Origin of the sequence: Bacillus sp. B1-WWTP-T-0.5-Post-4 (assembly GCF_009183795.1) — a bacterium.
In the GTDB taxonomy this organism is placed as follows: domain Bacteria; phylum Bacillota; class Bacilli; order Bacillales; family Bacillaceae_G; genus Bacillus_A; species Bacillus_A cereus.
This window is the reverse complement of the sequence record NZ_WEIJ01000005.1, coordinates 18,471-44,621: the sequence shown is the minus strand read 5'-3', so window position 1 is coordinate 44,621 and position 26,151 is coordinate 18,471. Positions and strand designations below refer to the sequence as shown.

Genomic DNA, 26,151 nt, shown 5'->3' with positions numbered 1-26,151 from the left:
CGAATGAGAATTCAACTCTATATTAATTATTTTCTTGTCAAAATCCAATGAGGTTATTTAATTTGAAAATATAAAGCCAACATATCCCTGTTCTATAATTAGAACAGGGATATGTTGAATTAGTTTAATGTTTAACATTAAATACTTTATTTCGCTAAAAAATGCGATAAGTAGCCTTTCAAAACAAACTATAGTAAACTATTTTACTTGTACCGTATAATTCCCTGTTCCACCACCATACTTATATACACTTAAGTAATATTTCCCTGGCTTTGCATTATAATTTCCAAGCAATTTGTTTCCATCACGTTTTGTTGCATAAGCTACATAATTATTTAAATCTGATTCAGAATATAATACCCAGTTCAGTCCAAGATTTTGTTCGTTCGTAACAGAAATTTGTAAATCTTTTTGATCCTTTACATCAATAACAAATTTATCCCCCTGATCTTGATCGCTCAAGGTTCCTCTTAACAAAATATTCAAAGATAGTGGGTTTGCTGTTTCAAATGAATTATTTGGTTCTTTTTCTACAGCCGTACCTTCTTCCGTATTCACTCCGCTAAACACAACATCATATTCAAATTGCCCAGCATTATTTACACGGTAATTTACAAAATAAGCAGTCAATGTTTTATATCCTGTCCACTCTTTTCCTGAAAGACGTTTCAACATATCATTTGTTGCTTCATTCATCACTTTCCAGTCCTCAACTTCTCCTTTAGCCGCACTTCCTGTATATGTCCCCTGTAGTGTAAATGTATTAAAGAATTGTGATGTATTCTTTGTTACTTTCACATCTTTTAATTTCGCTTCATTCGTAATATCTGAAGTAACGTCCGAAAGCGATTTTGGATCATGCTGAGTTAAATACTCATCTGATACTTGTGGAATTGTATACTTATCGCGATTATCAATAAGCATTTGCATATAAGATTGATATTCTTCATTTAACTTATTATCTTTGCTTAATGTAGCACGGTATGCATCGTAACTTGAAACATCATTTGCGCGAATTAAATCATGTACTTTATCGAACATTTCTGGGCGCTTATTATACATATATGATTGCAGTGCAAACGAATAATTATAAAAATCCCACGTTCCATATTTCGCATTTAATGTTTGTGATGCTGTATAACGTTTTGCAGGATCATTAGATAACCCACCAATTATACTTTTTCGCGGTACTACACTATCTAATCGCGTTGCACCTGCAAAGAACTCTGCATTCCCTTCTTCAAACCATGTTAAACGTTCATTTTGATACATTTCCCCTTGGCCCCATAATCCCTGAACTTCGTACCTTCCCTGTAAGTAGTGCGTAAATTCATGGCGGAACAATTCTTCCAGACTATAAATACTTTGCTCTGGTGTACGTTCATATGTAAAGAAAGTCCCTGTCCCTTCAATATAAATCCCACCATTATTCGTTTCATATCCGTACAGTTGACGATTAAATTGATACTCATCTGGGCTATTATAAATAACCATCGTTAACACATCATCAGCATGTCCACTTTCAAGTGGTTTATCGCTACCAACTGTACGATAAAATTGAGAACGCACCTCTTTTGCCGCCCAGTATAGACGTTTAATTTTCTCTTCGCTAACTTTATCCCCAGCTTTAAAGACAATTGCTCCATCATCAAACGTATACGTTTTCGGTAAATATTTCTTTTTACCTTCTTCCCGAATTTGATCTAAATTTACAGTTTTTCCATTCGCATCTATTCCTCCATAATTTGTAGTAATTTGTTCTGCCGCAACAAAGTATTGCTCTCCTAAATATGGATAAATTCGCATTGCATCTGTAACAACTTGTTGTCCTTTTGTCGGCGTGCTATGAAGCTTGCCCAATCGGCCAGCATAATAAATTCCATTATTAATTAACCATCCATTTTTATTTGTTACTGTACCAAGTAGTGCAAAACGATTTACTTCATTAATAAAGTTATCGATATTCCGAAACCACATCGTATCTTTTGGCTCTTTTCCAGTCGTGTACATATCCGTCTGAATATCAAAGTCAATTCCCTTCATCAACTCATATATAGCGTCTCCTTTTGTTCGGTCTTCAATGAAAGTTGCAAGATTATCGTTATATTGTTTAAAAATTTCACCTGCATATAAAACCGTTTCAACATCTGCTGATGCATTTCCAATTAATTTTCCATATGATGCAATTACTTTATTTTGTTCTGATGTACCAAGTTTGAAATTTGGATTTTTTGCAATTGTTTTTAAAGCTGGTAAACATTTATCATGGTAGCTACGCTCATTTAGTTTGCTTAATTCATCATGGTAAAAACCTAAATAAAACGCTGCACGTAGAGCTTCTACTAATGTTTCAATCCCTTTTGAATCATCTTGCGTATAAGCTTGTCCTTGTTCTGCTAGTTTATTAATAATCGCTTGCATTCGGCTATCATCTTGATAGAATTTAAGACTATCACTATTAAACTGAAATAATTCCGGAATTTGATACCATTTAATTGTCACAAGAAGATCAGTTAATTGTTTATTATTTAATTGATTTAACTCAGCCATCGAATACTTTTTTTCTTCAGCTAACGGCTTAATATTATCGGTTGGTGCTAGTGGACGCTGCGATAAATCCGCTAATTTTAACCGTTTTGTAAAAGATTCATTTTCTTGTACTTTTGAAGGGTGCGCCAATTCATCAACAGATTTCTGTATTCCTACCGGCTCCATTTGTAATACGTTCTTCACATTTTTCTCTTTTGTCTCTGCTTGAATTTGCAAACCATTACACGTTATTGTCACTAGTCCAACACCAAGAATCCACTTAGAAATTTTCGAATATTTAACCATACCATTGCCCCCTAGTTATTTAAATGAAAATTCAGAATTTTAAAATCAAAAAAACCACTTATTTGTATGTATTTACAGTTCCCCTATAAATACAACTATGATTAATAATGCAATAGTAGCTTGTTTTATACTATTACGAGTACAGATTCCTTACATACAATCTCCCTTCCTTACATGTAATACAAGCAAAAACCGTGCCAATCATATTTCTTATGAATAGCCAACATTCTTTTATAAATACTGTAGAATAAAATATACATAGGTGTTTCGGCAATGTATAAATCATTTGACACAAAATCTAATGTTTATGAAGAACAAATTCATTGAATGTTATAAATTCATTAGGCAGTAAATAATCCCCAATTATTAAATCTCTCAAAAAAAGGTAAACAAACATATTCCATAAAGCTAATATGTTCGTTTACCTTTTTCTATTTCAAATCAACAGCAAAATATCGTTGAATAAAAACAGCATGAATAAGTATTTTGTTATTCATTTCTCTTTTTCATATAATCTTTTTCACATTGCAACGGCTTAAATTTCACTTTTTTCCCTTTCTTCTTTTTCGTTTTTATAACGAGCCATTCCCCTTTTTCAACGTCTAGTTTTAGGCGTTTCATTACATTGATATTATCTTTTTCTTTATAAAGTAAAAATGCTTCTTGTGCCCTCACAAATAAGCTGGGCTGTTCGCTAAATCCACCACTATCATAAATTTTAGTTAGCGAATTATAATAAGAATCATTTTCCTTTCCACCATACATCAAATGAGCAGCCTCCAGATCTCTTTTACTTACTTCCCAAAAACTATGTTCATCAATATTTAAATTAAATGTGGATTTAATGTCCTGTATTATATTCTTCACATGCTTTTCATCTCTAACTTTTCTTTCTTCGAGACAATCCGAAGATAATTCTGGTGCATCTGATTGGGAATGTACAACGTGTTGTATCGATACACACAGAATAAATACGCTTAAAATGTAAAATATTTTTTTCATATTTACATATCACCTCAAATGATTTAGATACTATATCATTTGAGGCTTACAATATTCTTATGCTAATAATAAGAAAGATCCTATAAAATAAAATTTTTATAGGATCTTTCCTTTTAATATTGCTTTATCAAATTCACGGGCGGGGCAACTACCTTACTACTTTTCACATCATATAATCCTATAGGTGTTACTCGTATAAAAGGCAAGTGCGTCGCAGAAAAGAATAAAATTGTAAATGCTGGATCATCATGCGCGTAGCCACGCTCTTGTAGTAATTTCACCATCTGTTTCTCTTCCTGTATTAATTCTCTCATTTTTAAATTAGACATAATCCCGAGCAATGGTAATGCTATTTCGTGTAATACTTCATTCTTTTCAGCTATTACCATTCCCCCGCCAAGCTCTTTTACTCTACGAAAAGCTGTAAGCATATCTTCTTTTCTTTTTCCGATAAGAATGATGTCACCTGTACCAGAATAAGAGCTAGCAAGCCCACCTAGTTCTTTCGCAAAACCTTTCACAGCTATATTCACTTGCCAACTGCCATCACGAGCAATCATCATAAAGAAACATTCATCATGATCTGTGGACAATTCATCACAGTCTATATTGATTTCACTAGTGTATGGTTTTGTAATAACGTTATTTAATAAGTGTATCCCCGTTTTATTAGAGAAAATCATATCCTCTTTTTCTATGGACCAATCTAATGATAATGGAGTTACTTTATGTTTACTCCAGTCTATATGTAATGCTTCATGTGTATTTACACCGTCACGCTTCACCCATTTCCCCTTTGCAAGGACACTGATTGGTACTGGGTTTTCTTTACTTTCTAAAATATTGATATTAGCAATTCTACCTGTCGCAATCGAACCATGTACATGTTCCATATTATAATAGCGAGCAATATTATAACTTGCCATATCGTATGCATCTATTACTGGTACTCCTTGTTTTATCGCGGTAGAAATCATAACGTTTGTCATTCCATTCTCATAAAACGAAGGATGTGAGCCGTCTGTTGTAAAAAAGAATCTATCAAACTGCTTTACGCCTAGTTCCAACAATTCTTTCAGTAAAACTTCTAAATCTGGGCGGATTGAAGAATTTCTTAAGGAAACAGTGTAACCTTGCATAAGACGAGTGAAAGCTTCCTGCCCTGTCATCGCTTCATGATCACAATCTGTACCTAACAGTTTTAACTTCGCTAAAGTCGTTTCAGATGCACCCGGAAAATGTCCTTCTACTTTCTTTTGCAATCGCTTCGTTTCCTGCACCCAAGTTAACATTTCATCATCGCCATGTAATAGTTTTGGCCATGCTGTTAGCTCGCCGCCTTGAAGAACCGCTTCATGCTGCAGCCACTCTATTATTTCTTCACTATTAAACAAAGATTCCCCGTTTTGCAATTCAGTCTGTCCGTCAAAACGGCACCACCAATACACACTTGCTGGAATCTTATTGAATTCATCTAATAAACGAAATGCTTCTTCACGCTTTAATGTGAAAAATAAAGTTAAATTATCATTAATAAAAGTTGTTGTCCCAAACTGCATCGCATGATTCGCTAGCGTCTCTGGGTTATACAACTGATACGGATGTGCATGTGGTTCTATGTAACCGGGTACGACATACTTTCCTTCGCAATCAACAACTTCACACTCCGTTAATTGCTCTGGCAGCTGCTCCCCTACGTATACAATTCGATCATTATATATCCAAATGTTCGCTGTCATCCACTCGCGCATATAAGAATTTAAATATGTTGCATTCTTTAATAATATGTGTGTGCTTCTCTTACCATCTAGTACTTCAACATGTTCTCGTAATTGTTTATTACTCCATTTATAATGATTTTTCCCCATTGTATTCAACTCCAAATCAACTCATAATTATTTTGATTAAAACGAGTAATATTTAACTAACTAAAGTATTTTCCATTCATAACTCCCCAATTGGTGCCCCTATATCCTTCATTATATGTAAAAATTTTAAAAATAACAATTTTCAGAACTATATGCATACCTCTTTTATCCAAAATAAAAAGAATGTCATGTAACTGACATCCTTTTTTATTTTGTCGTAAGCATTAAGATTGATTTTCACTTTGGAATACACTTGATGTCATATCATAAATGCAACTACTGTCCATAGTTACGAACTTAAAAAAGCACCTCTTTTAAATATAACTATAACAAAATTCCATTCACTTTCTTTTCATCTATTTATTAAATTCAATTTGCATCATTTTATTAAACTGCGGAACAATATCGACCCCACCTATAGAGTTGAGACTGATAGCCAATGTATGTTTGCCTCCAATTACTCCCCCAGCAAAAGTTGTAAATCCAGGAATTCCTCCTCCATGCCCCCAAACTGAAACACCGTTTGGAAGTTTAGTCTCATAGATTCCAAGACCGTATGCGTCACCAACCCCTTTGCCTTCTATAGGAACTGTAGTAAGCATTTCTTTTAGCTCGCGTTCCTTCAGTAACTTACCACCGAGTAAAGATGAAAAGAACTTATTTAAATCATCCGCATTAGAAATCATATCTCCAGCTGCATTAGCTAAACTCGGATTATAATACGTAATGTCTTTCAACTCGCCTGTTCCTTCCATTTTCACATATCCACGAGCATGATTCTTTCCTGGGATGACGGGTGAATTTCCTGGTAAAAACGTATTTGATAGGTCCAAAGGTTCAATAATTCGCTTTTCGATTTCTTCCGCATAACTATTTCCAGTTATTTTTTCAATAAGCATTCCTAGTATTACGTATCCTGTGTTTGAATACAACCAGTCTTTACCCGGCGAGAAATCTGGAGGCAGCGAAAGGCCTATTTTCACTATTTCTTCTGCTGTATACGTTTTTTTCGAATTCATTATGTCCGCGTCTTTTGACTTTAAGTATTCAGCGATACCACTCGTATGATTCAAAAGTTGTCGTATCGTAATTTGATTACCATCATACCCATTTCCTTGCACGAGACCCGGTAGCCACTTTTCAATTGGATCGTCAAGTTGTAAGCGATTTTCTCCTACTAATTGAAGAATAGTCGTGGCAGTAAACGTCTTCGTCACACTACCAATCCGAAAGCGATAATCCGAATTCACCGGTTTCTTTGTACTTAAGTCCGCCACGCCTGCAGTAAAACTATTAGTTTTTCCGTTATTAGACGCCTTAGCTAATATTCCTACAGCACCAAGCTGTACTGTTTCCTGCATTACTTGTTTCCAGCCATTACGATTCTTTTGATCATGTACTTGTGACGAACTAGAAATATTTTGGGTTGACTCTGCAGTCACAGTAAAACCAGGTGTGAATAGAGCAGTACCCGCTAATAAAACTGCAAAACTTGCTAACTTAATTGAATTACATTTTTTCATAAGGCTTTCTCTCCTCCATTAATATCGGATTGATTCAGGCTATACTTTCATCCTATATGATAAATCTCTCTTTTTTCTTATCCATTCCTTACGAAATACTTACGTTTAAATTTAAATAGGGTAAACTGAGGAAGAGTTATGCATGCAAATAAAAAGAGAACATGTTTTCATTTTTTATGTAAACATGTTCTCTTAAACATTTAAAATTCTATATCAACTTTTCATCCTATTCTTTACACAACTAATTTATATGCCTTTTTACCAGCCCGCACTAGCATTCATACCATTTCCAATAATAGAAAGTAATAGCGGCCATAATACTGGTCCCAATGTAAGAAATACATTTAGAAGTATGAGCATTCTATATCCAACGGTGAAATTGTGATTTTTACGATTAACAAATACTAAACTGATTAATGATATTATAGTTGTTAAAAATAATACTAACATTAGCAACCAATACCACACCATTAAACTAAGACTCCATGGTGTTAATAGCTCATGTATGATACAAAATGAGATTCCTAATACAGAAAAACTAAAACTAGTCACCGCTGTTTTTATAAGCCATTTATTTATTTTTTTATCGTATGTATTTTTACAATATAAATCTATTAAAGTATATAGAGATAAATATGCCATTAATACACCTATCCAAGACAATAACCAGTCTCCGTCCCCTTTGAATAATACGTACAGTAACCAACACATACCTACTGCAGAAAAAACAAAGGAAATAAGTATGCTTTTTAATACCGATTTCATTACATTTTCACACCCTTAAAAAACTTAAAAATTAATTATAGTTTATAAAAATTAAGTATAGGTTAACATGTAATGAAGTATAAGTAAATAATGTTAATTTTGTTTACCTATTTAAATACGGTTTCATATAAGAAAATAATTCATGTTAATCAAATTTCCGTATAAAAAAAGAAAAGGTGGATATTTATGTATCCACCTTCCCATCTCCCTCTACCCACTTCATTATTTCTTTCACATCTAAATCCGTATACGTCTTTTCCCCATAACGAACAGACTCATATAACGAGATAATATCCCTTGTTCTACAAATTCTTTTTAACCATTGTTGCATCGTTTCATAGGACCTTCTCTGTTCATGAAATGGTAATGTTCTTTCCCATTCAACTAACGTTTTTCTTATCGTATCTGTCGGTAACGGCTGTTCTAACTGATGAATGACTTTTTCATTCTTTATGCTTCTTACCGCAGTTTGCTTTGTGATCGATTCTTTCTCCTGTACTATTTCTGTTTTCGTCAATTTTTTCCTAATATACTTGTAGATGGCATATATAATTGATATTGCGATTATCACATAAAAAACTATAGTAATCCATACATTTGAAAGAACAGAAAGCACGTCATTCCATAGACTTTCTCTTTCGAAAGGTTGAAATTTTTTACCCGTTTTCGTTCTTATACCTGTATCTTCTACTTCTTCATATTCATCTTCATCTATTTTGGAATCATCAAAATTTTCACCTATACTAGTAAAGTCATAATTTCTTTCCGATATTGTCTTAGTCTTACTGAAAAAACGCTCTTTTACTATGTCTTGTACATACACAACACCTTGTGATAACGTTATCGCACTAATCGCAAAGAAAAGTATGATTAAAGTTCTTACACTCCATAACTTCACTTTCATATGCCGCTTTTTATTCACCATGACATAAGCCCCTTCTTATTCTTTCATTACAATCCATTTATTCGTTCTACTGTATTTCTTTGGTGAAGTACCAATAATTAAAGGAACCGCATCCAGTTCCTTTCGACGAAAGCCTGCTGTGTAAAAGTAAGAAGAAGATATAGGCGTATCTTGGTCTGATATCGAGGCAAGTACCTTTAATACATTTTGCAAATGTTTCCGATTATCCCCATTTTTTATATGTAGCAAACCGTTATCTTTTACACTATTGATCCATACTTCAAACGAACAGTTTTGCATAAGAAGTTGTTTGCATATACCTGCTGTTAATTCAATTAGTTCCTCTATATCATTTCGCAAAGAAACACCACTTTTATTTTGCAAGTTGAGATAAATCGCGTATTTATCACATTGTGTTCGCTCATACTTTTTCGCAATTATCGTCCCTGTTTTCGCTGTTGCACTCCAGTGGATGGAACGAAAATCTTCATTTTCATAAGACTTTACTCCCATTACTTTCGTTTCATCATATAAGGGTGAAGACATCGCTTTTCGAAATCCTCGTAACCATTCTTGTAATTCAGGAACTTGTATTTTCGGAACAGCTGGTAAGACTAAATAAGAGGGCGTATCAACTTGTTTATATGTTATATGGTTCGTTATAAATCCAAAGAGATCAGTAATAACAATTTCAACTTCTTCCCATTTCGCGATGCCTCTTTTTAACGCTACAGCTTGCAAATCAAATGAAACTGACTCCCTTCCTTTTAAATTAAAATTCATATAATAATTTGAACCTGTACTATGATTTTTGTTTATTTCATCATGATTCCAAGTTAGCTTATTTTCACATTTAAATCGAAATACGATATTAAGAATAGGAAATATCGACTTGTTTGAAATTTTCATTTTGCACATATTCGTTTCACCTATAAAAACATTCGAATTCCCTTGACTGTATTCCCATTCAACACGAGATACTTTACGTATATATACATGCGTAGCACCTATTAAAATTACATATAAAAATACGAGAGATAAAAACAGTAGATTACTTGAAAATACACTTAAAATAACGGCTACAACTGACATAACCCCCATTACGAAAGGCTCCGCTAAAGGTGTATACACAAGCTGTTGATTCATCGTACATTCTCCACTGGCACACTAATCGTATGAAGAATTTCTTTCATAATTTGTTCTTTCGTCGTTTTCATCTCTCCCTCAATTGTTAACGTTAAACGATGAGCACAAACGGATGCAGTGAGCGTCTTAATAACATCTGGCGTACAGTAATCTCTTTCATTTAATATTGCCCGTGCTTGAATCGCTCTCATAAATGCCAACGTTCCCCGAGGGCTTACACCAATTTCAATTAACTCATGGTTACGAGTTGCTTCAATAATTTCAAGGAGATAATCTTGCACATCATTCCCTACTAACACTTCTCTTGCACGCTTTTGCATCGTAATAATTTCTTCACTTGAAATAATAGAATGTAACGTTTCTAACGGATCATTCATTTGAAACCGATTCATCATTTCCTTTTCAGCTTCTCTCGTAGGATAACCTTGGCGTATTGTGAGTAAAAACCGGTCTAACTGAGCATCTGGTAACGGAAATGTGCCCGCTGATTCGAGTGGATTTTGCGTTGCTATAACTAAAAAAGGTTCTGGTAATGAATGGGTCTGTTTCGCAATTGTAACCGTACGCTCTTCCATAACCTCAAGTAACGAAGATTGTGTTCTCGGTACAGCTCGATTAATTTCATCCACTAATACGATATTTGCAAAAATAGGACCTAACCTCGTTTTAAAATCCGATTCCTTCACATCAAAATATTCAAGGCCAATAACATCTCCAGGCAAAGTATCCGCTGTAAATTGTATTCTTTGAAATTTAGCGTCCACACTTTTAGCCAAACTTTTCGCTAATGTTGTTTTTCCTGTCCCAGGTACATCTTCTAATAAAATGTGTCCTCTTGCTATTAGAGCAATGGCTGCTAGTTCTATCGATTCGTCTTTTCCTATAATAACCTTCGAAATATTATTAGTAATTTTCTTTAATGTACTCATATAGTATCTACCACCTTTTAATTATCTAAAAATTAAGAATATACTTTTTTTCCAAATTATAACATGTAATTCGAAGATGAAATAGAGTGAAAATGAATCTTTTATTTTTTCTTCATTGCACGCAAAAAAGCACCTATTGTCGTATATTGACAATGAGGTGCTTAACTCAATCCAACAGCCTTCTTTCCCTCTAATTTTTAGTAACAATACATCCTTTTTTCTGCCACGCATGCATTGTTTTCAATTAACTAGTAAAATGCATTCTAATATTACATATAATAAAAACCATTTCGATTTGTTCGTTATAGAACTTCCTCTACATCGACACTCTCTATCTTCACTTCATACATATTTGGGATGTTTGCTTCTTTTGGTACCCATGCATAATAATTTTGATCATTCTCTAACATAAATTGAATTAACTTTGTTTCTGATCCATTCCAGAAATTTTTAAGATTATCAATGTAGTCTTCTAAATCTTCTTTATAGTCCAGTTGTAATATATAATCTCTTACCGTCAGAGCAAACACAATTAAACTTCCTAATAGATTTTTTTGCTCATTTTCTTCTTCATACTCTTGTGGTAAGAACCACACTTGACCTATTCCTATCGTTTTTTTGTATTTTTCATAAAAACTACTATCATTCATATTCTCATAATCATGTATTAATTCATTGACCAATGAATGCCATCTTGGAGGAATAATATTTTCCAATGCAGGATTATGTTCAATTCCTTCTACTATATCCTCTATTTCTTCTGTCTCATCTTCATAGTGATATTCACTTAGGTCTATATGCTTGAATTTCATTTCATTTTTATAATGTGCCAAATCATATGGATAATGATTATTATCTTTTAAACTTGTATCATCAAGTCCGAGTATCTTTACTATTGCAGCTGTCTCAAAGCTCCAATACCCCACATATCCAGGTTCTTTATGTGCATTTTTCCATTCATAATCATAATGGCCTTTAAACCATTCTTTCTCCATGTACGTTTGCAATCTTTTAGACGCTTCTTTTTTATCTGTTTGTGCAAGTTCTATAATCTCTCTCGTTTTTGCATATGGATTTTCTTTATAATATCTATTCGTCATTTTTGTGTATCCGATATCACTAGCGCATAAGAGGAAATCGATTACTGCGTCGTTCATATTTTCCTTCTCAACTAGCTTGGCTAAACTTACAAGATTCTTTTTATCTGTTTCTAATAAAATCCCTAGAGATATCATCCAAATTAGATTTAAATATCCAACTTCATTTTCCCCTATATGCCTCAAATCAATAAGAGCTTTGTCAAAATCTCCTTCTATTGTATGGATAGCTTCTCCTAGGGAATATTTTGCGTTAATATCCTCTAACTCATAATTAAAATTTAATAGATACCTTCCTTCTATAAGACTTTTATTATCTTTAGCCTTTCTTTGAATACCATTCCTTTCATCTTCTTCAAAACTTTTAATCTCCTCTCTATTTTCCTCAATAAACTCTTTATTATATTCTATTCCTTCTCTACATTTTTCTTCTATACATAAAGGATCTCTCATACTATTCAATTCCTCCTAGTTCCTTAAATTATGGCCATTCTCCAATTATGTCTCCCTTTGCATCAATTCTAAATGTTTTCACATTTCCACTACTATCAACCTTTGATAACACTCTCTCAACTTCCTGATCTTGTAATGCTTTCGTAATCTTTGATGCTAATTTTGCATCTCCATCAACTGCCATCAATATTCTACTTTGTCGGGTCTTCGCACCATTCAACCAATCATTTGACATTTGTCGTCCATCTTTAGTTTTACTTAGTTTAGCACCACCACATAATCAATTTGAACAGACGAAAGGTGAGCCCACATTTCTCGCAAGCCCACCCTGTCTATTTCTGATGCTTCTTCATTCATTTTTGCGCAATTAATTTCTTTATCTCTAAAAATATACATCGAGTACAATCCTTGTTCTTCACAGTATACTTTAATTTCATCTTTTTAATATCTGAAGCTACATCCACCTTTAACTTGCCCTAGTGTTGAAACTGGTTTATCCCTAGAAATTTTTAACTTTCATCTTCCTATTACATAAATTGTAATTTTCGTAACGATTTTTAACAAATATTCGGACATTTACCCTATGGAGTACACTCATAAAAGTTTTCTAAAGAGGGTCACTCTTTTTAATGAGACTACATTTTCGAACTGTAATCACTTCTTAACAACTACTAATCTACCTCTATTATTTATATCCCTTCTTTGGTTTCTGCACAATCATTAATGTTTCTTTTTAATACTCATCTTCAAATAGACAATTATATATAGTAACACCTGTTTCCTTTAACTCTAACGAAACATCCTCCACTTCAATACTTAACGTTTCTTTATCAAGATTCTTTATTCCGTTACTATCTAATAATTTTAAAATACTACTTCCTATTTTCTTAGATTCATCATTGTATGGCGAGGACTCTTCAACTAGTTCGATTGTACCATTAGTATATCTATATCTTAAATATTTAACCACTGCATATGGCGCGATTGCCGAAATCATTAGCATTACACAATTAATTTCTGATTGCTTCCGAACGTACTCACTGAATTCTACACTACCAAAACGAAATTTCACATCTAGTGGTAGAAGAATGTAAGAAAAACATGTTGAATAACTAAAATCAGTAATATTATCAACGTTTATATTTGATATTTTATTAATTTCTCCATCCCAAAAATGTTTATCAACAAATTTCCCCAAAACATATTGGAAATCACCTTGTTTATATAATTTATTAACAACTTTTAGTATCTCATCACTCATAATTATTCTCCTTTATTGTACAGGATACCCATGTATATTTCCTTTACCATCCATATGAACCTTTACCCTCGTTTCTCCATTTGGACCTATTGACTTTCCAAAATCATGCACTCTAACACTTCCGTCTGGCTTTACTGGTGTTCCTTTCACCCATGCTTCTTGTGTCTCTACTACTCCATTTTTCCCTGCTCCCCACTGCGATTTGGTTGAGACATTATTCCCATGACCAGGAACATGTTTACCCTGTTTTCCTGCATCAACTTTTGGAGCACCTGAAACGCCAGCATCAACATGCCCTTGACTTGCTAGTTTATCATTTTTTCCAATGTTCCCTGCTACACTGGCTCCCTGACCATCAACACCTGTACTCTTAACACTCCTACTTGTCGTATACTGATAATCCTCTTTCGGAGAATGCTACCCTCCCTCTGTGACATTTCCTACTTCAGCTATGACGAAGCCGTTTCCCTCACCTAGAATCCATTTGTACTCCAGTAATGTTTTTATTGCGTGCCGGATTTTTTCATTCCCCTGCAAAAAGGTTGTTTTTACGGTTGTAGCACCTTTGTTCCATAGACTTCCGATTTTGTCGGCAAATCCTTTTGCTGTGGAGGCTACAAAGTTTACTCCCTCTTTTACTTTGTGACTGGCTGTTTTTATGCCATCGACAGCTGCTTTTTAGTAGATCTTTTTATTTTCTCAATCTAACAAAATATTAATTTTTTATTTATTATATCTTATTTCTATACTGAGATGAAAAAAGCACTTATTGCCTTCCATAGACAATCAAGTGCTTTAAGATCATATGTTGTAAAATGTCATCTTACCTAAACTCGTACTTTTTTTCTATTCTATCATTGGACACAGTACCCAATGATGGGCCAACCATCATGAAGTACGTAATTTCAAACACTTATTTCTTTCCCTAAAACACTAACCTTTATTCTGCTTTTTAATCATTTCCATCCCATTCATAAATCTCTTAATAGAATCCTCATTCTTCAATAATTCACTTAAGTATAACAATACATCAAACTCTTCAGGGTCTGCATCATAATAAATCATTCCTGGATCAATAAAAGGCTCATAAACTATATTACAGATATTTTGTCCTCCTATTGTTACACTAAAACATCTTTTCAATTTTGAAACATAACTATTTGTACAAATTAGATCTTCTATAGATGTTTCAAATGATTTTCCATTATAGAAAAAAAATAGTTTGTTATCTTTAACATAAATACCAACTACCTGTCCATCTTCACTAAATCCTCCGACGCCTTGTCTAACCAACTTTACTTTATTTTTTTCAACTACTGAATATCCGCTAGGTTCTAATATAATATACGTTCCTGTCTTAGAGTAATTATTCATTATTATCATAAGTTATCCTGTCCCTCCTAATGCTCTAATCCTAATAGTGTGTTTATTACATCATCTTTTTGCATTGATTTTTGAATTATAATTTTCCATACTTGTTCATCTGATTCATAAATTCCTTTATCAATGTACGAATCTCTTATCTTATTAAACATACTCTCAGCTGTCGGTCCTATTGGATTACCATATTTTTTTATATTTCTTTCCTCTAAACCGGCTCTCTCCTCAGCAGTCATATTTTCCCTCGCTGCATTTTTTTGCCGATTACGTGCTTCTACAACATGTTCAGCTATTTTTTCTTTAGAAAATCCTTCAGATATCATTTTTTCGATATCATTTTCTAATTGTTTAGATGCTTCAAGATAATCTTTTCTTACATTTTGCATTTCTTTTGTCCATTCAACATTTGTAAAGTCATATTCTGGTTTATTATATGCAGTACCCTCTTTTGGTAAATATCCATATGCTCCATTATCATCAGCATGTATCTGTTTAAGTACATCGGGCTTTACTTTTTCTAAAGGTATTCCCTCACCCGTTTTACCAACACCAGTTTTACCCGTACCCTTAGCAACCCCCGCACTCCCAGACGTTGCTTTCTTCACATCTCCAACCTTTTTTAAATCATGAAGTTTATCAACTATTTTTACACCTTTCCCATATGGAGTCATCATCCCAACTGCTAGGAGTTTTTCACCATAGGTAGCTTCTGGGTCAAAGAGTGTGAAAAGATCACCAAAGAGAAAATCGAATCCAAACTTCGCCACACCGATTAAAAAAGGATCGAGTACTGGCCTTCTACCACCGACTGGATGGCCAAAAATGTTATGCTCCATTTCATAATCATCGGTTTCAACTTGGAAATCCTCACCTATATTCCCTTTTATTGTACCATTTTTAATTCCTTCGAGGTATTTTTGTGTCGCTTGTATCTCTTCTTTTGTAAATCTATTATTGATAGATTGATTTTCGCTGCTTATTCCTTCAATGTCGTTATACACATTGTGCTCTAAATCTACACTTTTTCCAATACCATTGTCAGATTTCCGTATTTTCTCTTCTATAATTATTTGAATTTGCTTTGCCCATTCCATATTTAACTTTTCACTATGAAACGTACCACTCACAGGACTAAATCCTTTCCCGCTTTGCACTTCAGCGAGTCCGGCTGTGATGCTAGCTGCTAATTGGAGGGCGGTGCTGTAGTTGTTGCTGGATGAATGATTGAATTCATATAAATGCTCTAGTTTTTCTTCCAGTTTTTTCCTCATCGCACCTAATACCGTTACAATCGCACCTACTCCAGGCATTGGTGTAAGTACTTCTATTGCTTCTATACTTGTAATCGATTGATTAATTCCCCTTATTTGTTCTCTTATTTCTTGTTCAATCACATCTGTCGAAGCAACTTTCGCTTGGAACTCATTTGGAAATGCTTCATTTTGGCGAATTAATTCTTCACATAAGCATATGAGTCCTTGCGCTAACGGCCGAAATGTTTGGACAAGGTAGGCTTTTGCACTACTGTATGTTTGTCCTTGTAATACTGTATCTATCGCAAATGCATCAATAGATTGAATGGCTTATTCCATACTTTGAATCGTAGCATTACATATAGCGTTCATACTTTGAGTTTGACTTTGTACTTCTCCCAAATACATGTTTAAACTCATGTATTGGCCTCCCTTTGTAGTTGCTGCTGTTCATAGGAAAGGTCGTTTTCTTTCTCACTGAGATGCCGTTTTTCTTTAAGCAACGTCTCTTTTTCATTTTCTAATTCGAATGTAAGTTTTCTTTCATACTGTCCGATTTCTTGCCGCATATTCGTAAAAAGGTGAAACACTTCTTTGTCGCCGTGCCAAGTTTCTAGTATTCGGTTAAATAAACGATTACTTCTATTTTTCCATTCATGAAAACTAACCTCAGCTCGTTCTTGATTTTGCAGCGCGATTCGGTTTTCATTTTGTTCTTCAAATATATTTCGTAATTTTTGATTACATTGACTGATTCTCTTTTCAATTTCTTGACTCATCTTTTCTCCCTACCTTTTCCCCTTTACGTAGGTTGTTACATTATTGAAAAGTCTTTTGAAGTCCTGTATCCATTTTCTCAAATTCATTTGCTACGGAATGGATATTATCAATTGTTTGTTGAAAAGCAGTACAAAATTGTTTCGTGATCTGTAAATTTTGTTGATTTGCTTCTTGTGCCTTGAAGTTCACAGATAGTGTAGTACGCGTTGCCTTATTTATAGAGCGACTAGTAGCACTTTGCATTCGATCTGAAGCATTTCTCATTTTCGTTGCAAGTTGCGTTGCCCTATGCAAATTACTTTGAAATTCTCCCATCACTTACTCCCCTCTACCTTATATTTTCAAGAAAATTATAACATGGAAAAATATTCTAATAAACCGAATGTTCGAATTTAACACGTAATTCACTGCTATTACTGAATATGAAAGCAATACTTATCTTTCAACATAACTGTGTCGAAAGTAGGTTCTACTTATACAAAAAAAGATGACCTCAGCTATACGCTAAAGTCATCTTTTCTACCTTATTATTTCACTAACTCTCCATTATAAGCTTTTATATCTAATGGAGCAGTTAAATACTGTGCTGCTTTACTAACGAAAGATGTGAAGTGTTCACTCGTATTATGGCTCGTAACTGCTGCTTCATCTTTCCATACTTCTACCATCGTATAAACACTTTCTTTTTCTGTATCTTTATATAAGTCATAAGATACATTTCCACTTTCTTCTCTTGAACCATGAATGAGTGGCTGAATTTCTTCTAAAAATGCTTGTTGTTTTGCTGGGTCTACTTGAAATATTGCGTGAATAATAATCATGGTGTTTCCCCTTTCATATTCCATATATTTCTATGACCTAATTAGATTACTTCCACTCAGCAACTTTGTCAATTGGAAGACGTACTGATTGGTAACCACTGTCAGCAGCTTTCCCGATTGAAATTAGCATTACTGGTACGTAGCGTTCTTTATCTAGTCCAAACGCTTCTGCGATTTGGTCTTTTTCAAATCCACCAATTGGACAAGTGTCATAACCGTGCGCACGAGCTACTAGCATAAATTGCATCGCTACAAGACCACCGTCAATTAATACTGTATCTTTCATTACTTCTGGTGTAACCATAGAGAAGTAAGCTGAAAGTTTTTTCATTTGATCTTCTTTTACTTCTGCTGGCATAAGTCCACGCTCTACTGCTGTACCATAAATTTCTTCTGCGTTATCAAAGTTGTTTAAGTCACCAAATAAAGCGATCATTGCTGAAGATGTTTCTACTTGAGATTGATTGAATTTTGCAAGTGGCGCAAGTGTTGCTTTCGCTTCGTCACTTTCAATCACTACGAATCTCCATGGTTGCATGTTTACTGAAGATGGTGCAAGTGTTGCTTCTGTAAGAATTTCTGTCATTTCTTCTTTGCTAATTTTCACTGAAGGGTCGTACTTACGAATTGAACGACGTCCTGTTAAAATTTCGTTAAAATCATTTGTTTTTACTGAGTTAGTCATAGTTGTATTCTCCCTTTTTTATAATTCTTTTATATTTTCTTGAATGTGATTTAACATATTTAAAAGATTATCGCGTTCTTCCTCACTTAATCCTTTAAATGCAGATGCTGCAAAACGTTCTTTTTCCTCTTGAAATGCTTGAATTTTATTTCGTCCCTCTTCAGTAAGAGAAACTAACGTAATTCTGTTATCATCTGGATTTTTACGTCTTACAATCATTTCATTGGCCTCAAGCTGCTTTAAATGCCTTGTTATCGCAGCATTATCAATATTCACTTCTTGCTGAAGTGCTTTTTGACTAATTTCACCTACTTCAAATAATTGAAGTATAAGCTCTAATCGAGACTGGCTCATACCCGTACACCCTTCAAATTTCGAACTTACTTCTTTATTTAGAAAGTGTAATTTATATAAAATAATCGCTTCTTTTGAGCATGAACTTGTCAAATTAACCCTCCTTTACAATCAAAATAAAAACATTTGATGTATCAATAGTTGATATGTCAATTAATATAATCTATATCGATTTAGAATGCAAGCATTTTGTTTTCATTTTATTTTTTCCAAATTAAGGCGCTTTGTAGCGTTACAAATAATGTTAATTGCACTATAATAGTAATAATTTAAATGACTGGAGAGTGATTGATAATGCGGCAATACACAAATAGAAATGAGGAAATGAAAATGGAAAATGAAATGAGGATATTCACAAATGACAACAATAAATATAGGGATTGTCGCGCACGTAGACGCTGGCAAGACGAGTTTGACTGAGCGTATTCTTTATGAAACGAATGTGATTAAAGAAATTGGCCGAGTTGATAGTGGTAATACACAAACTGACTCAATGGAATTAGAAAGACAACGCGGAATTACGATTAAAGCATCTGTCGTTTCTTTCTTTATTGATGCTGTAAAAGTAAATGTCATTGATACACCTGGACACGCTGATTTTATCGCTGAAGTGGAGCGATCATTCCGCGTTCTAGACGGTGCGATTTTAGTTATCTCTGCCGTTGAAGGTGTGCAAGCACAAACAAAAATTTTAATGCGAACATTACAGAAACTAAACATACCGACTATTTTATTCGTTAATAAAATTGATCGTAGTGGCGCAAACAATGAAAAAGTTATGAAACAAATAAAAGAGGTTCTTTCAAATGAAGCATTCCCCTTCTATTCTGTTCTAAACGAAGGAACGAAAGAAGCCCGGATCATTGAATACAAATCATATGACGATTGTATGGAACTGTTAGCACCATTTAATGAATCATTACTTGAATCATATGTAAATAACGAAATAATACCGGACGCACTATTAAGAGAAAAACTAGAACAGCAAATACAGCAAGCGAATGTGTATCCAATCTTTTTCGGTTCAGCAATGACTGGTATGGGCGTAACAGAACTTCTTGAAAAACTTCCGGCTCTCATTCCAGCTCTTACATCGGCACAAGAGGAACCATTATCCGGTGTTGTTTTTAAAATTGAACGTGAACCTTCTGGAGAAAAGGTTGCTTATATAAGAGTTTTTTCAGGTAGCTTACATGTTAGAAAATATGTTAATATACAGCGCAGTAAGTCTCTATTCCATAAAGAAAAGATAAAAAAAATGTGCCTATTTCATAATGGAGATACCGTTCAAACTTCTACCGTTCCTAGCGGTGAGTTTTGTAAAGTGTGGGGGCTGAATGATATTAAAATTGGTGATATTATCGGTGAACGTACGGATTATATAAAAGATATTCACTTTGCCGAACCACAAATGGAAGCTGCCATTGATGCGGTACCTAAAGAGCAAATTCATAATTTATACGCTGTTCTTATGGAACTATGTGAAGAAGATCCGCTCATTAAAGTTTGGAAAGACGATGTTCATAATGAACTATATATTCGCCTTTTCGGTGAGGTACAAAAAGAGGTTATCGAAACAACACTTTATGATAAATATAACTTACAGGTTACTTTCTCAAATACGCGAGTTGTATGTATTGAAAAGCCAATTGGCATTGGGAATTCCGTTGAAGTCATGGGTGAAAAAGCGAATCCATTTTACGCAACAATTGGTTTTAAAATTGAACGTGGTGAACTTAACTCTGGCATAACGTATAAATTAGGTGTTGAGCTTGGTTCATTGCCTTTAGCATTTCATAAAGCGATTGAAGATACAGTATTTCAAACGTTAAAACAAGGATTATATGGATGGGAAGTTACAGATATTATCGTCACGTTAACACATACTGGTTATGCTAGTCCTGTTACAACAGCGAGTGACTTTAGAAATTTAACACCGATCGTATTAATGGATGCTTTAAAACAAGCTGCAACATATGTATATGAACCAGTTAATGCGTTTGAATTAACTGTACCGGAGCAAGCAATTAGTACCGCAATGTATAAGCTCGCTGCCGTTCCAGCAACTTTTGCAGAGCCTATATTCAATAACAATTCTTATCAGTTAACAGGATCATTACCTGTTGCGAAAACAGAGAGTTTCAAACGAATACTACATTCATTTACAGAAGGAGAAGGCATATTTACAACGAAGCCAGCTGGTTTCACAAAACTTATGGCTCCCTTCCCTACTCGAAAACGTGTTGATTATAATCCGCTGAATCGTAAGGATTATTTACTTCATGTTTTGAAGGCTTATTAAAGTAAAAGAGGTGCAATTCGCACCTCTTTTGCATGTATTAATAGGTTAGTTTGTCCTAACAACTTCTTTAAGTTTTCCTATTATTTTCGCTATAGCCTCAATTGAATTTTCCGTTTCATATCCCCCAACATTTACAGAATGATTTACATTTTTGACAACTTCAATCTGTAAATTCGTTTTATGTAACTGATCAATTTGATCTGCATTGTATTGGTGATCTTTATCCCCAATAACTAAAAACCCTTCGTGTCGACTATGTAAGATAGAATCAAAAATTGTATCAAACGTCAGTAAAGGTGTAAGTAATATCATTTTCGACTGTAAAAACTCTTCTCTCTTCATTAAATCATTCGCAATTGGAATTGTTCCGAGTGACTTCCCTAAAAATATAGTATCGTTGTATTGCTCAGCTTTTAATACTTCCTTCATTACTGGATTAATATCATCCATCATTATTTTTGTTACTTCTTCCATTGATTTATTCATTACTTGTTCGTCGTAAGAATAATGAATATGTACAACATCAATTTTATGTTCAAGCATAAGCATCGTCGCGTAATAAAATAACGGCTTATCATAATTGTATCCTGAACCTGAAAACATAAAGCAAACGGTACTAGAACCTTTTTCGATATGTGTGTAATAAATTACTTTGTCATTTATATGTATCTCTTTTTTAATCCCCTTCATCCTTTTCTCCTCCGAATACATTTAATCTTGTAAAATGATATGTTCTGTATGAACTGCTATATTCTTTACTTTCTCTTTTATAAATGCAGGCTGTAAGTTATATGTATGCAGTTCTTCTACTGGCACCCATCTAAACAAATACGTTCTACTCTCTTCTTCCAAAATATATTGATCCGCTCCACTCGCAGGTAACTCATGTAGCTCTACTTCATAGTAGAAACTAATTTCATGAAACTTCCGCTCAGAAAGCGTAAAGAAATTTTCTACTGACCATATTAATCTTTTCCCTTTAATAGGAACAGCTAGTTCTTCCGCAAGCTCTCGTTTTAATGCATCCTCACTATTCTCTAGCATTTTTACTCTACCACCGGGTACATACCAAAAATCTTCACCGTCACCTTGCAGAATGAGTATTTTATTATCATGTTTACAAATTGCTCCAACGCGGTAATTAAAACATGTTTCCTCAACTTTAAACGTAAGATCCATCCGTAACGCCTCCTTATATAAATATCGAATTATTACAAAACAATTATGTAATTACTGTACAAATAAGGTTACTAAATTTATCCACTCCATTCAATGGTTTTTGAATTTTCTAAACTATTATTCTTCATCATTACAAGTGTATATACATATGTTACAATCATATTGCACACTAGAAAACATTATGGGGGTACGGATGGAAACGTTATTAATCCAGCAAACTGAGAAATCAAATAAGTTTTGGAAAATCGTTGTGAAAGAAAAAGACTATGTTGTGTTTTACGGAAAAATTGGCACAGCTGGCAGTGTGAAAGCGAAAGAGTTTGAAACAGAAGAAGAATGTATGAAAGAAGCTAATAAACTAGTTGCTTCCAAACGTAAAAAAGGATATACAGACCCGTTGCCTGGGGAAGATTACATAAAAGAAAAAACGATAACCGAAGAAGAATTTTGGGAGCTACTTCATCATGCAAAAACGAAAGGTGAGGACCAAGAAGAACAAATAGAATGGCTTACTTCTCACCTTGCTAAACGTACAGTACATGAAATTGTAGCTTTTGATACGCATATGCATCGCCTTTTGAAAGACTCCTATACCTCCCGTTTATGGGCAGCAGCCTATATTATTATGGGTGGCTGTTCAGATGATACTTTCGATTACTTCCGCGGATGGTTATTATATCAAGGAAAAGAGACATACGAAGCTTGTATTGAAGATCCAGAACGATTAATTCCTGTATTAGAAAATTTGAGTGAGTATGACGTCCCAGAGATTGAAGAACTTACTCTATATTTCGGGCAAGAAGTTTACATGGAGAAGACTGGGGATGAAGATGATACATACTTTACACTATACCATGTCTTAACAAATGAAGAGTTTGAGGAAGTTGATATCGAGTTAGATTGGGATGAAGACGATGAAGAAGGTTTAAAAAAGATGTTTCCTAAGCTATGGGAGATGTACGGGGAAGAACCGATTGAGTGGTAGATTAATTATTCGTGAAAAAATGCCTTGTTTCTTTAGTAACAAGGCACTTTTTTTGATACTATATTTAAATTATCATCTTTCCACTCTCCCACCACTCCATAAAAGTCTTTAAAGAAGGAGCAACCCACGTTCTACTATCATTTTCATGGTTCCATACATATATGTCATCTCTTTGTACTTTTCCATTCAAAATGGAATAGCCAAACAAATCACCATTTCCCCCATCAGCAAAAAATAATAAACAGTCAAAAGGCATGTATAAATCCTTAAAATCAACTATATTTCTCATACTCATATTTTCAGTTTTAATTTTTGAAGCAGACCATATAAAGTCACCGTATTCACCTTCTATACCGTTTGTTTCCTGTAATAATTGATATAAATCATTCGGTAACTCCACATGTAAACATTTTTGTATATCAGTAAGTTCATCCTTCGTAGCTGGGTTTTTCAAGCTTAAATTTGATGAGATACTGTGAATGGTGTCTTTCCACATCACCTTTTCCTCCTTATGTGCAATCAAGCATATTCAAAGAACTCCGCTAAATTTATTGATACCATCTTTCTAACAATTCCTTCTCCCTCTCGCCTGAAATACCTGCTTTTAATTCCCATTCTTCCGTACTCTCCATCCACTCATACACATCTGTAACTGTCTCTTCTATTCTTCTAAAAGTAAGCCCTTCATTAACCGCACTTTCGATACAAATAGAAAACCCGCCTCTCCACGGCTTCGTCTCACCATCTAATGGGAAAGTTTCTGGAATCCACAAAGGCATTTCTGTCCAAGGCTGCACATTATGTTCACTCATAAACGCTTCGTCTACCCAAACAAATTCAGCATCGCTATTCGTAACCTTTTTACACGTATTTAATAGCTCTTCCATCGTCAATTCATCATTCGGACCTGTTATATTAAATGTTCCTGCTTTATGATGTTCTGCCATATTTAGCCCCCATCTCGCGACATCTTTTATATCAACTAATTGCACGGGACGAATTTTTCTTCCTGGTACTAATACTTTCCCACCCTTTGCTACACGCTGAATCCAGTATGGAAGTCGATCTGTATAATCAAACATTCCTGAAAGAAGACCTGCTCTTACATGTAACACACGCCCCGGCCAATACTTCTCTGCTTCTTTTTCGCATAATACTTTCAGTGCACCATAATACTCATAAGGTGAAACTTCACCATTCTCTACAGCCTTTATTTGATCATCCGTCGGTTCGGGCTGTAATATATAATCTTCTTTTATGTCATGCGGAATCCAATCTTTATATACGGAAAGGCTTGAGATGAATACATAGTGTTCAATATTATCTTTGAGCACTTCTCCAACATTCCTAATATGATGTGGAGAAAATCCACACGTGTCTATGACAACATCCCACTTTCGATTTTTTAAACTTGATACATCGTTATTTCTGTCACCGATTAACTGCTCCAATTCAGGAAAAACTTCTTTGTTTGTTCCGCGGTTAAATAACGTAACTTCATGCCCTCTCTGTAAAGCCTCATCTACAAATGCTCTTCCTAAAAATCGTGTACCGCCTAGAATTAATATCTTCATAGTTCTCCCCCATTCGTGATTAATAACCCTTCCTAATGTTTAACGATTTTTTATTGAGGAAAGTTACGGGGAGCGTTTAAATTTTTCTACAAGCTCACCATTACTCTGTTAAAAGTATATACTCTTTGATTAATCTCCATCTATCATTTGCTTCTGGCACAACTTCAGAAGCCATCACCACCACCAATTCCTTCTCTGGAATACAACAAATCATATTCCCCCCATCACCCATTGCACAGTATGAAAAGATTCCATCTTCTTCTCGTAACCACCATAAGTAACCATATTGATTTGGGTTCATTTCTGTTGATTCTTTTATCCATGATTTTGATAGTATTTGTTTTCCATTATGAATACCTTCATTCAAATACATCTGTGCAAACTTCGCCATATCTCTAACCGTTAACGTTAGTCCCCAGCCACCCGTCGAAATACCATTTGGATCGTGAACCCATCCTTTCACATCTTTTCCGAATAAGTCATCGAATCCAAATGCTTTCATATTGTAGTTTGGAATTTCTCTCATACCGAGTGGCCGAAATAAGTATTCATTCGCAAATTCACGCGCACCTTTTCCTGTTGCATTCGTAATCATTGCTGATAGTACATGCGCTCCTGCAGATGAGTATTTAAAAGATCCAATTTCTCCACCGTTCCCCATTCTATTAAGTGTATGCTGTACCCAATCCTCTTGTGTACATAGTTCTTCTAACGGTTCCTGCCAGTCTACAAAAGGATATGGCGCTGTCATTGTTAGAAGATGGCGTACGGTTACTTCAGATTCCTTACATTTATATTCCGGGAAAAATTCTATTACTTTTTGATCAACACTTTTTATATAGCCCTTATCTATACATATCCCAATTAACGCAGAGATTATCGTTTTTGTAACTGACGCTACATGAAACGCATTATCTGGACTGTAACCATTATAATAATTTTCAAAAACAACATTACCTTTCCGCACTACTAACATACCATTCATATTTTCATATTCTTCTTTTATAATCTGATCTAACTTTTCAGCAGTTTTCATTATTCTTTCCCCTTTAATC

The 26,151-nt window shown here is 34.3% G+C and carries 25 protein-coding genes and 2 pseudogenes; 2 read left to right on the top strand and 25 right to left on the bottom strand.

The genetic code is table 11. From position 1 onward, the window contains the following. Positions 1-198: 198 nt before the first annotated feature. From colA to GBN91_RS16715, 20 genes and pseudogenes are all read right to left on the bottom strand, one after another. Positions 199-2,835, bottom strand: a complete 2,637-nt coding sequence (gene colA / locus GBN91_RS16805; RefSeq protein WP_149149735.1) for a collagenase ColA — start codon at positions 2,833-2,835, stop codon at positions 199-201. A 489-nt stretch (positions 2,836-3,324) separates the two neighbouring features. Then, a complete protein-coding gene (locus tag GBN91_RS16800; protein WP_000719373.1) occupies positions 3,325-3,837 on the bottom strand; it encodes a hypothetical protein in 513 nt (170 codons plus the stop codon). Positions 3,838-3,950: 113 nt separating this feature from the next. Beyond that, entirely contained in the window at positions 3,951-5,705 is a 1,755-nt protein-coding gene (locus GBN91_RS16795) for an adenine deaminase (protein WP_144596302.1), read from the bottom strand. A 356-nt stretch (positions 5,706-6,061) separates the two neighbouring features. Then, positions 6,062-7,228: a serine hydrolase domain-containing protein gene (locus GBN91_RS16790; protein ID WP_000710628.1), complete on the bottom strand. Its 1,167-nt coding sequence runs from the start codon at positions 7,226-7,228 to the stop codon at positions 6,062-6,064. A gap of 258 nt (positions 7,229-7,486) precedes the next feature. Beyond that, on the bottom strand, positions 7,487-7,993 hold the full coding sequence (locus GBN91_RS16785) for a DUF3902 family protein (protein WP_000843833.1): 507 nt from the start codon (positions 7,991-7,993) through the stop codon (positions 7,487-7,489). A 184-nt stretch (positions 7,994-8,177) separates the two neighbouring features. Continuing rightward, positions 8,178-8,918 (bottom strand): signal peptidase II, encoded by a 741-nt coding sequence (locus GBN91_RS16780; RefSeq protein ID WP_149215653.1) that lies wholly within the window; start codon positions 8,916-8,918, stop codon positions 8,178-8,180. Positions 8,919-8,933: 15 nt separating this feature from the next. Further along, positions 8,934-10,043 (bottom strand): DUF58 domain-containing protein, encoded by a 1,110-nt coding sequence (locus GBN91_RS16775; RefSeq protein ID WP_152121820.1) that lies wholly within the window; start codon positions 10,041-10,043, stop codon positions 8,934-8,936. After that, positions 10,040-10,972 (bottom strand): AAA family ATPase, encoded by a 933-nt coding sequence (locus GBN91_RS16770; RefSeq protein ID WP_152121818.1) that lies wholly within the window; start codon positions 10,970-10,972, stop codon positions 10,040-10,042. The genes GBN91_RS16775 and GBN91_RS16770 overlap by 4 nt, the downstream gene beginning before the upstream one ends. Positions 10,973-11,274: 302 nt before the next feature. Continuing rightward, the gene (locus GBN91_RS16765; protein ID WP_152121815.1) at positions 11,275-12,522 is read right to left on the bottom strand and encodes a PoNi-like cognate immunity protein; all 1,248 of its coding nucleotides are present in this window, start codon (positions 12,520-12,522) and stop codon (positions 11,275-11,277) included. A 28-nt stretch (positions 12,523-12,550) separates the two neighbouring features. After that, a complete protein-coding gene (locus tag GBN91_RS16760; RefSeq protein ID WP_152121813.1) occupies positions 12,551-12,757 on the bottom strand; it encodes a hypothetical protein in 207 nt (68 codons plus the stop codon). Positions 12,758-13,255: 498 nt separating this feature from the next. After that, positions 13,256-13,783, bottom strand: a complete 528-nt coding sequence (locus GBN91_RS16755; protein WP_001278748.1) for a hypothetical protein — start codon at positions 13,781-13,783, stop codon at positions 13,256-13,258. 12 nt (positions 13,784-13,795) lie between these two features. Then, positions 13,796-13,933 carry a hypothetical protein gene (locus tag GBN91_RS28905; protein ID WP_000679168.1) on the bottom strand — a complete coding sequence of 46 codons (138 nt, stop codon included), beginning with the start codon at positions 13,931-13,933 and terminating at the stop codon, positions 13,796-13,798. A 150-nt stretch (positions 13,934-14,083) separates the two neighbouring features. Further along, a pseudogene (locus tag GBN91_RS29585) lies at positions 14,084-14,461 on the bottom strand (WXG100 family type VII secretion target); the annotation flags it as partial. 255 nt (positions 14,462-14,716) lie between these two features. Then, the gene (locus tag GBN91_RS16745) at positions 14,717-15,166 is read right to left on the bottom strand and encodes a hypothetical protein (RefSeq protein ID WP_000585090.1); all 450 of its coding nucleotides are present in this window, start codon (positions 15,164-15,166) and stop codon (positions 14,717-14,719) included. 17 nt (positions 15,167-15,183) lie between these two features. Further along, positions 15,184-16,836 (bottom strand): annotated as a pseudogene (locus GBN91_RS16740) (LXG domain-containing protein). Beyond that, a complete protein-coding gene (locus GBN91_RS16735) occupies positions 16,833-17,195 on the bottom strand; it encodes a DUF3958 family protein (protein ID WP_016122743.1) in 363 nt (120 codons plus the stop codon). The pseudogene GBN91_RS16740 and the gene GBN91_RS16735 overlap by 4 nt, the downstream one beginning before the upstream one ends. A gap of 40 nt (positions 17,196-17,235) precedes the next feature. Then, positions 17,236-17,511 carry a TIGR04197 family type VII secretion effector gene (locus GBN91_RS16730; RefSeq protein ID WP_080497009.1) on the bottom strand — a complete coding sequence of 92 codons (276 nt, stop codon included), beginning with the start codon at positions 17,509-17,511 and terminating at the stop codon, positions 17,236-17,238. 212 nt (positions 17,512-17,723) lie between these two features. Continuing rightward, positions 17,724-18,017 carry a putative quinol monooxygenase gene (locus GBN91_RS16725; RefSeq protein ID WP_152121811.1) on the bottom strand — a complete coding sequence of 98 codons (294 nt, stop codon included), beginning with the start codon at positions 18,015-18,017 and terminating at the stop codon, positions 17,724-17,726. A gap of 46 nt (positions 18,018-18,063) precedes the next feature. Then, entirely contained in the window at positions 18,064-18,702 is a 639-nt protein-coding gene (locus tag GBN91_RS16720; protein ID WP_152121808.1) for a nitroreductase family protein, read from the bottom strand. Between the two features lie 18 nt (positions 18,703-18,720). Then, positions 18,721-19,149, bottom strand: coding sequence for a MarR family winged helix-turn-helix transcriptional regulator (locus GBN91_RS16715; RefSeq protein WP_000204162.1), 429 nt, complete (start codon positions 19,147-19,149; stop codon positions 18,721-18,723). A gap of 265 nt (positions 19,150-19,414) precedes the next feature. Here GBN91_RS16715 and GBN91_RS16705 point away from each other — a divergent pair, with 265 nt between their 5' ends. Then, a complete protein-coding gene (locus GBN91_RS16705; protein ID WP_152121806.1) occupies positions 19,415-21,358 on the top strand; it encodes an elongation factor G in 1,944 nt (647 codons plus the stop codon). Positions 21,359-21,403: 45 nt separating this feature from the next. Here GBN91_RS16705 and GBN91_RS16700 read toward each other — a convergent pair whose 3' ends face one another. Then, positions 21,404-22,048: a hypothetical protein gene (locus tag GBN91_RS16700; protein WP_006927593.1), complete on the bottom strand. Its 645-nt coding sequence runs from the start codon at positions 22,046-22,048 to the stop codon at positions 21,404-21,406. Positions 22,049-22,069: 21 nt separating this feature from the next. Continuing rightward, positions 22,070-22,537 carry an NUDIX hydrolase gene (locus GBN91_RS16695; RefSeq protein WP_152121804.1) on the bottom strand — a complete coding sequence of 156 codons (468 nt, stop codon included), beginning with the start codon at positions 22,535-22,537 and terminating at the stop codon, positions 22,070-22,072. Positions 22,538-22,730: 193 nt separating this feature from the next. On the opposite strand from GBN91_RS16695, the gene GBN91_RS16690 reads away from it, so the two are divergent. Further along, positions 22,731-23,522, top strand: coding sequence for a DUF4240 domain-containing protein (locus tag GBN91_RS16690; RefSeq protein WP_152121800.1), 792 nt, complete (start codon positions 22,731-22,733; stop codon positions 23,520-23,522). Between the two features lie 64 nt (positions 23,523-23,586). On the opposite strand, the gene GBN91_RS16685 is transcribed toward GBN91_RS16690, so the two are convergent. The 3 genes from GBN91_RS16685 to GBN91_RS16675 all read right to left on the bottom strand — a co-directional run bounded on the left by GBN91_RS16685 (position 23,587) and on the right by GBN91_RS16675 (position 26,132). After that, positions 23,587-24,018 carry an SMI1/KNR4 family protein gene (locus tag GBN91_RS16685; RefSeq protein ID WP_000265342.1) on the bottom strand — a complete coding sequence of 144 codons (432 nt, stop codon included), beginning with the start codon at positions 24,016-24,018 and terminating at the stop codon, positions 23,587-23,589. 52 nt (positions 24,019-24,070) lie between these two features. Then, positions 24,071-25,096 carry an SDR family oxidoreductase gene (locus GBN91_RS16680; RefSeq protein WP_016122748.1) on the bottom strand — a complete coding sequence of 342 codons (1,026 nt, stop codon included), beginning with the start codon at positions 25,094-25,096 and terminating at the stop codon, positions 24,071-24,073. A 100-nt stretch (positions 25,097-25,196) separates the two neighbouring features. Further along, positions 25,197-26,132: a serine hydrolase domain-containing protein gene (locus tag GBN91_RS16675; protein WP_152121798.1), complete on the bottom strand. Its 936-nt coding sequence runs from the start codon at positions 26,130-26,132 to the stop codon at positions 25,197-25,199. Positions 26,133-26,151: the final 19 nt, after the last annotated feature.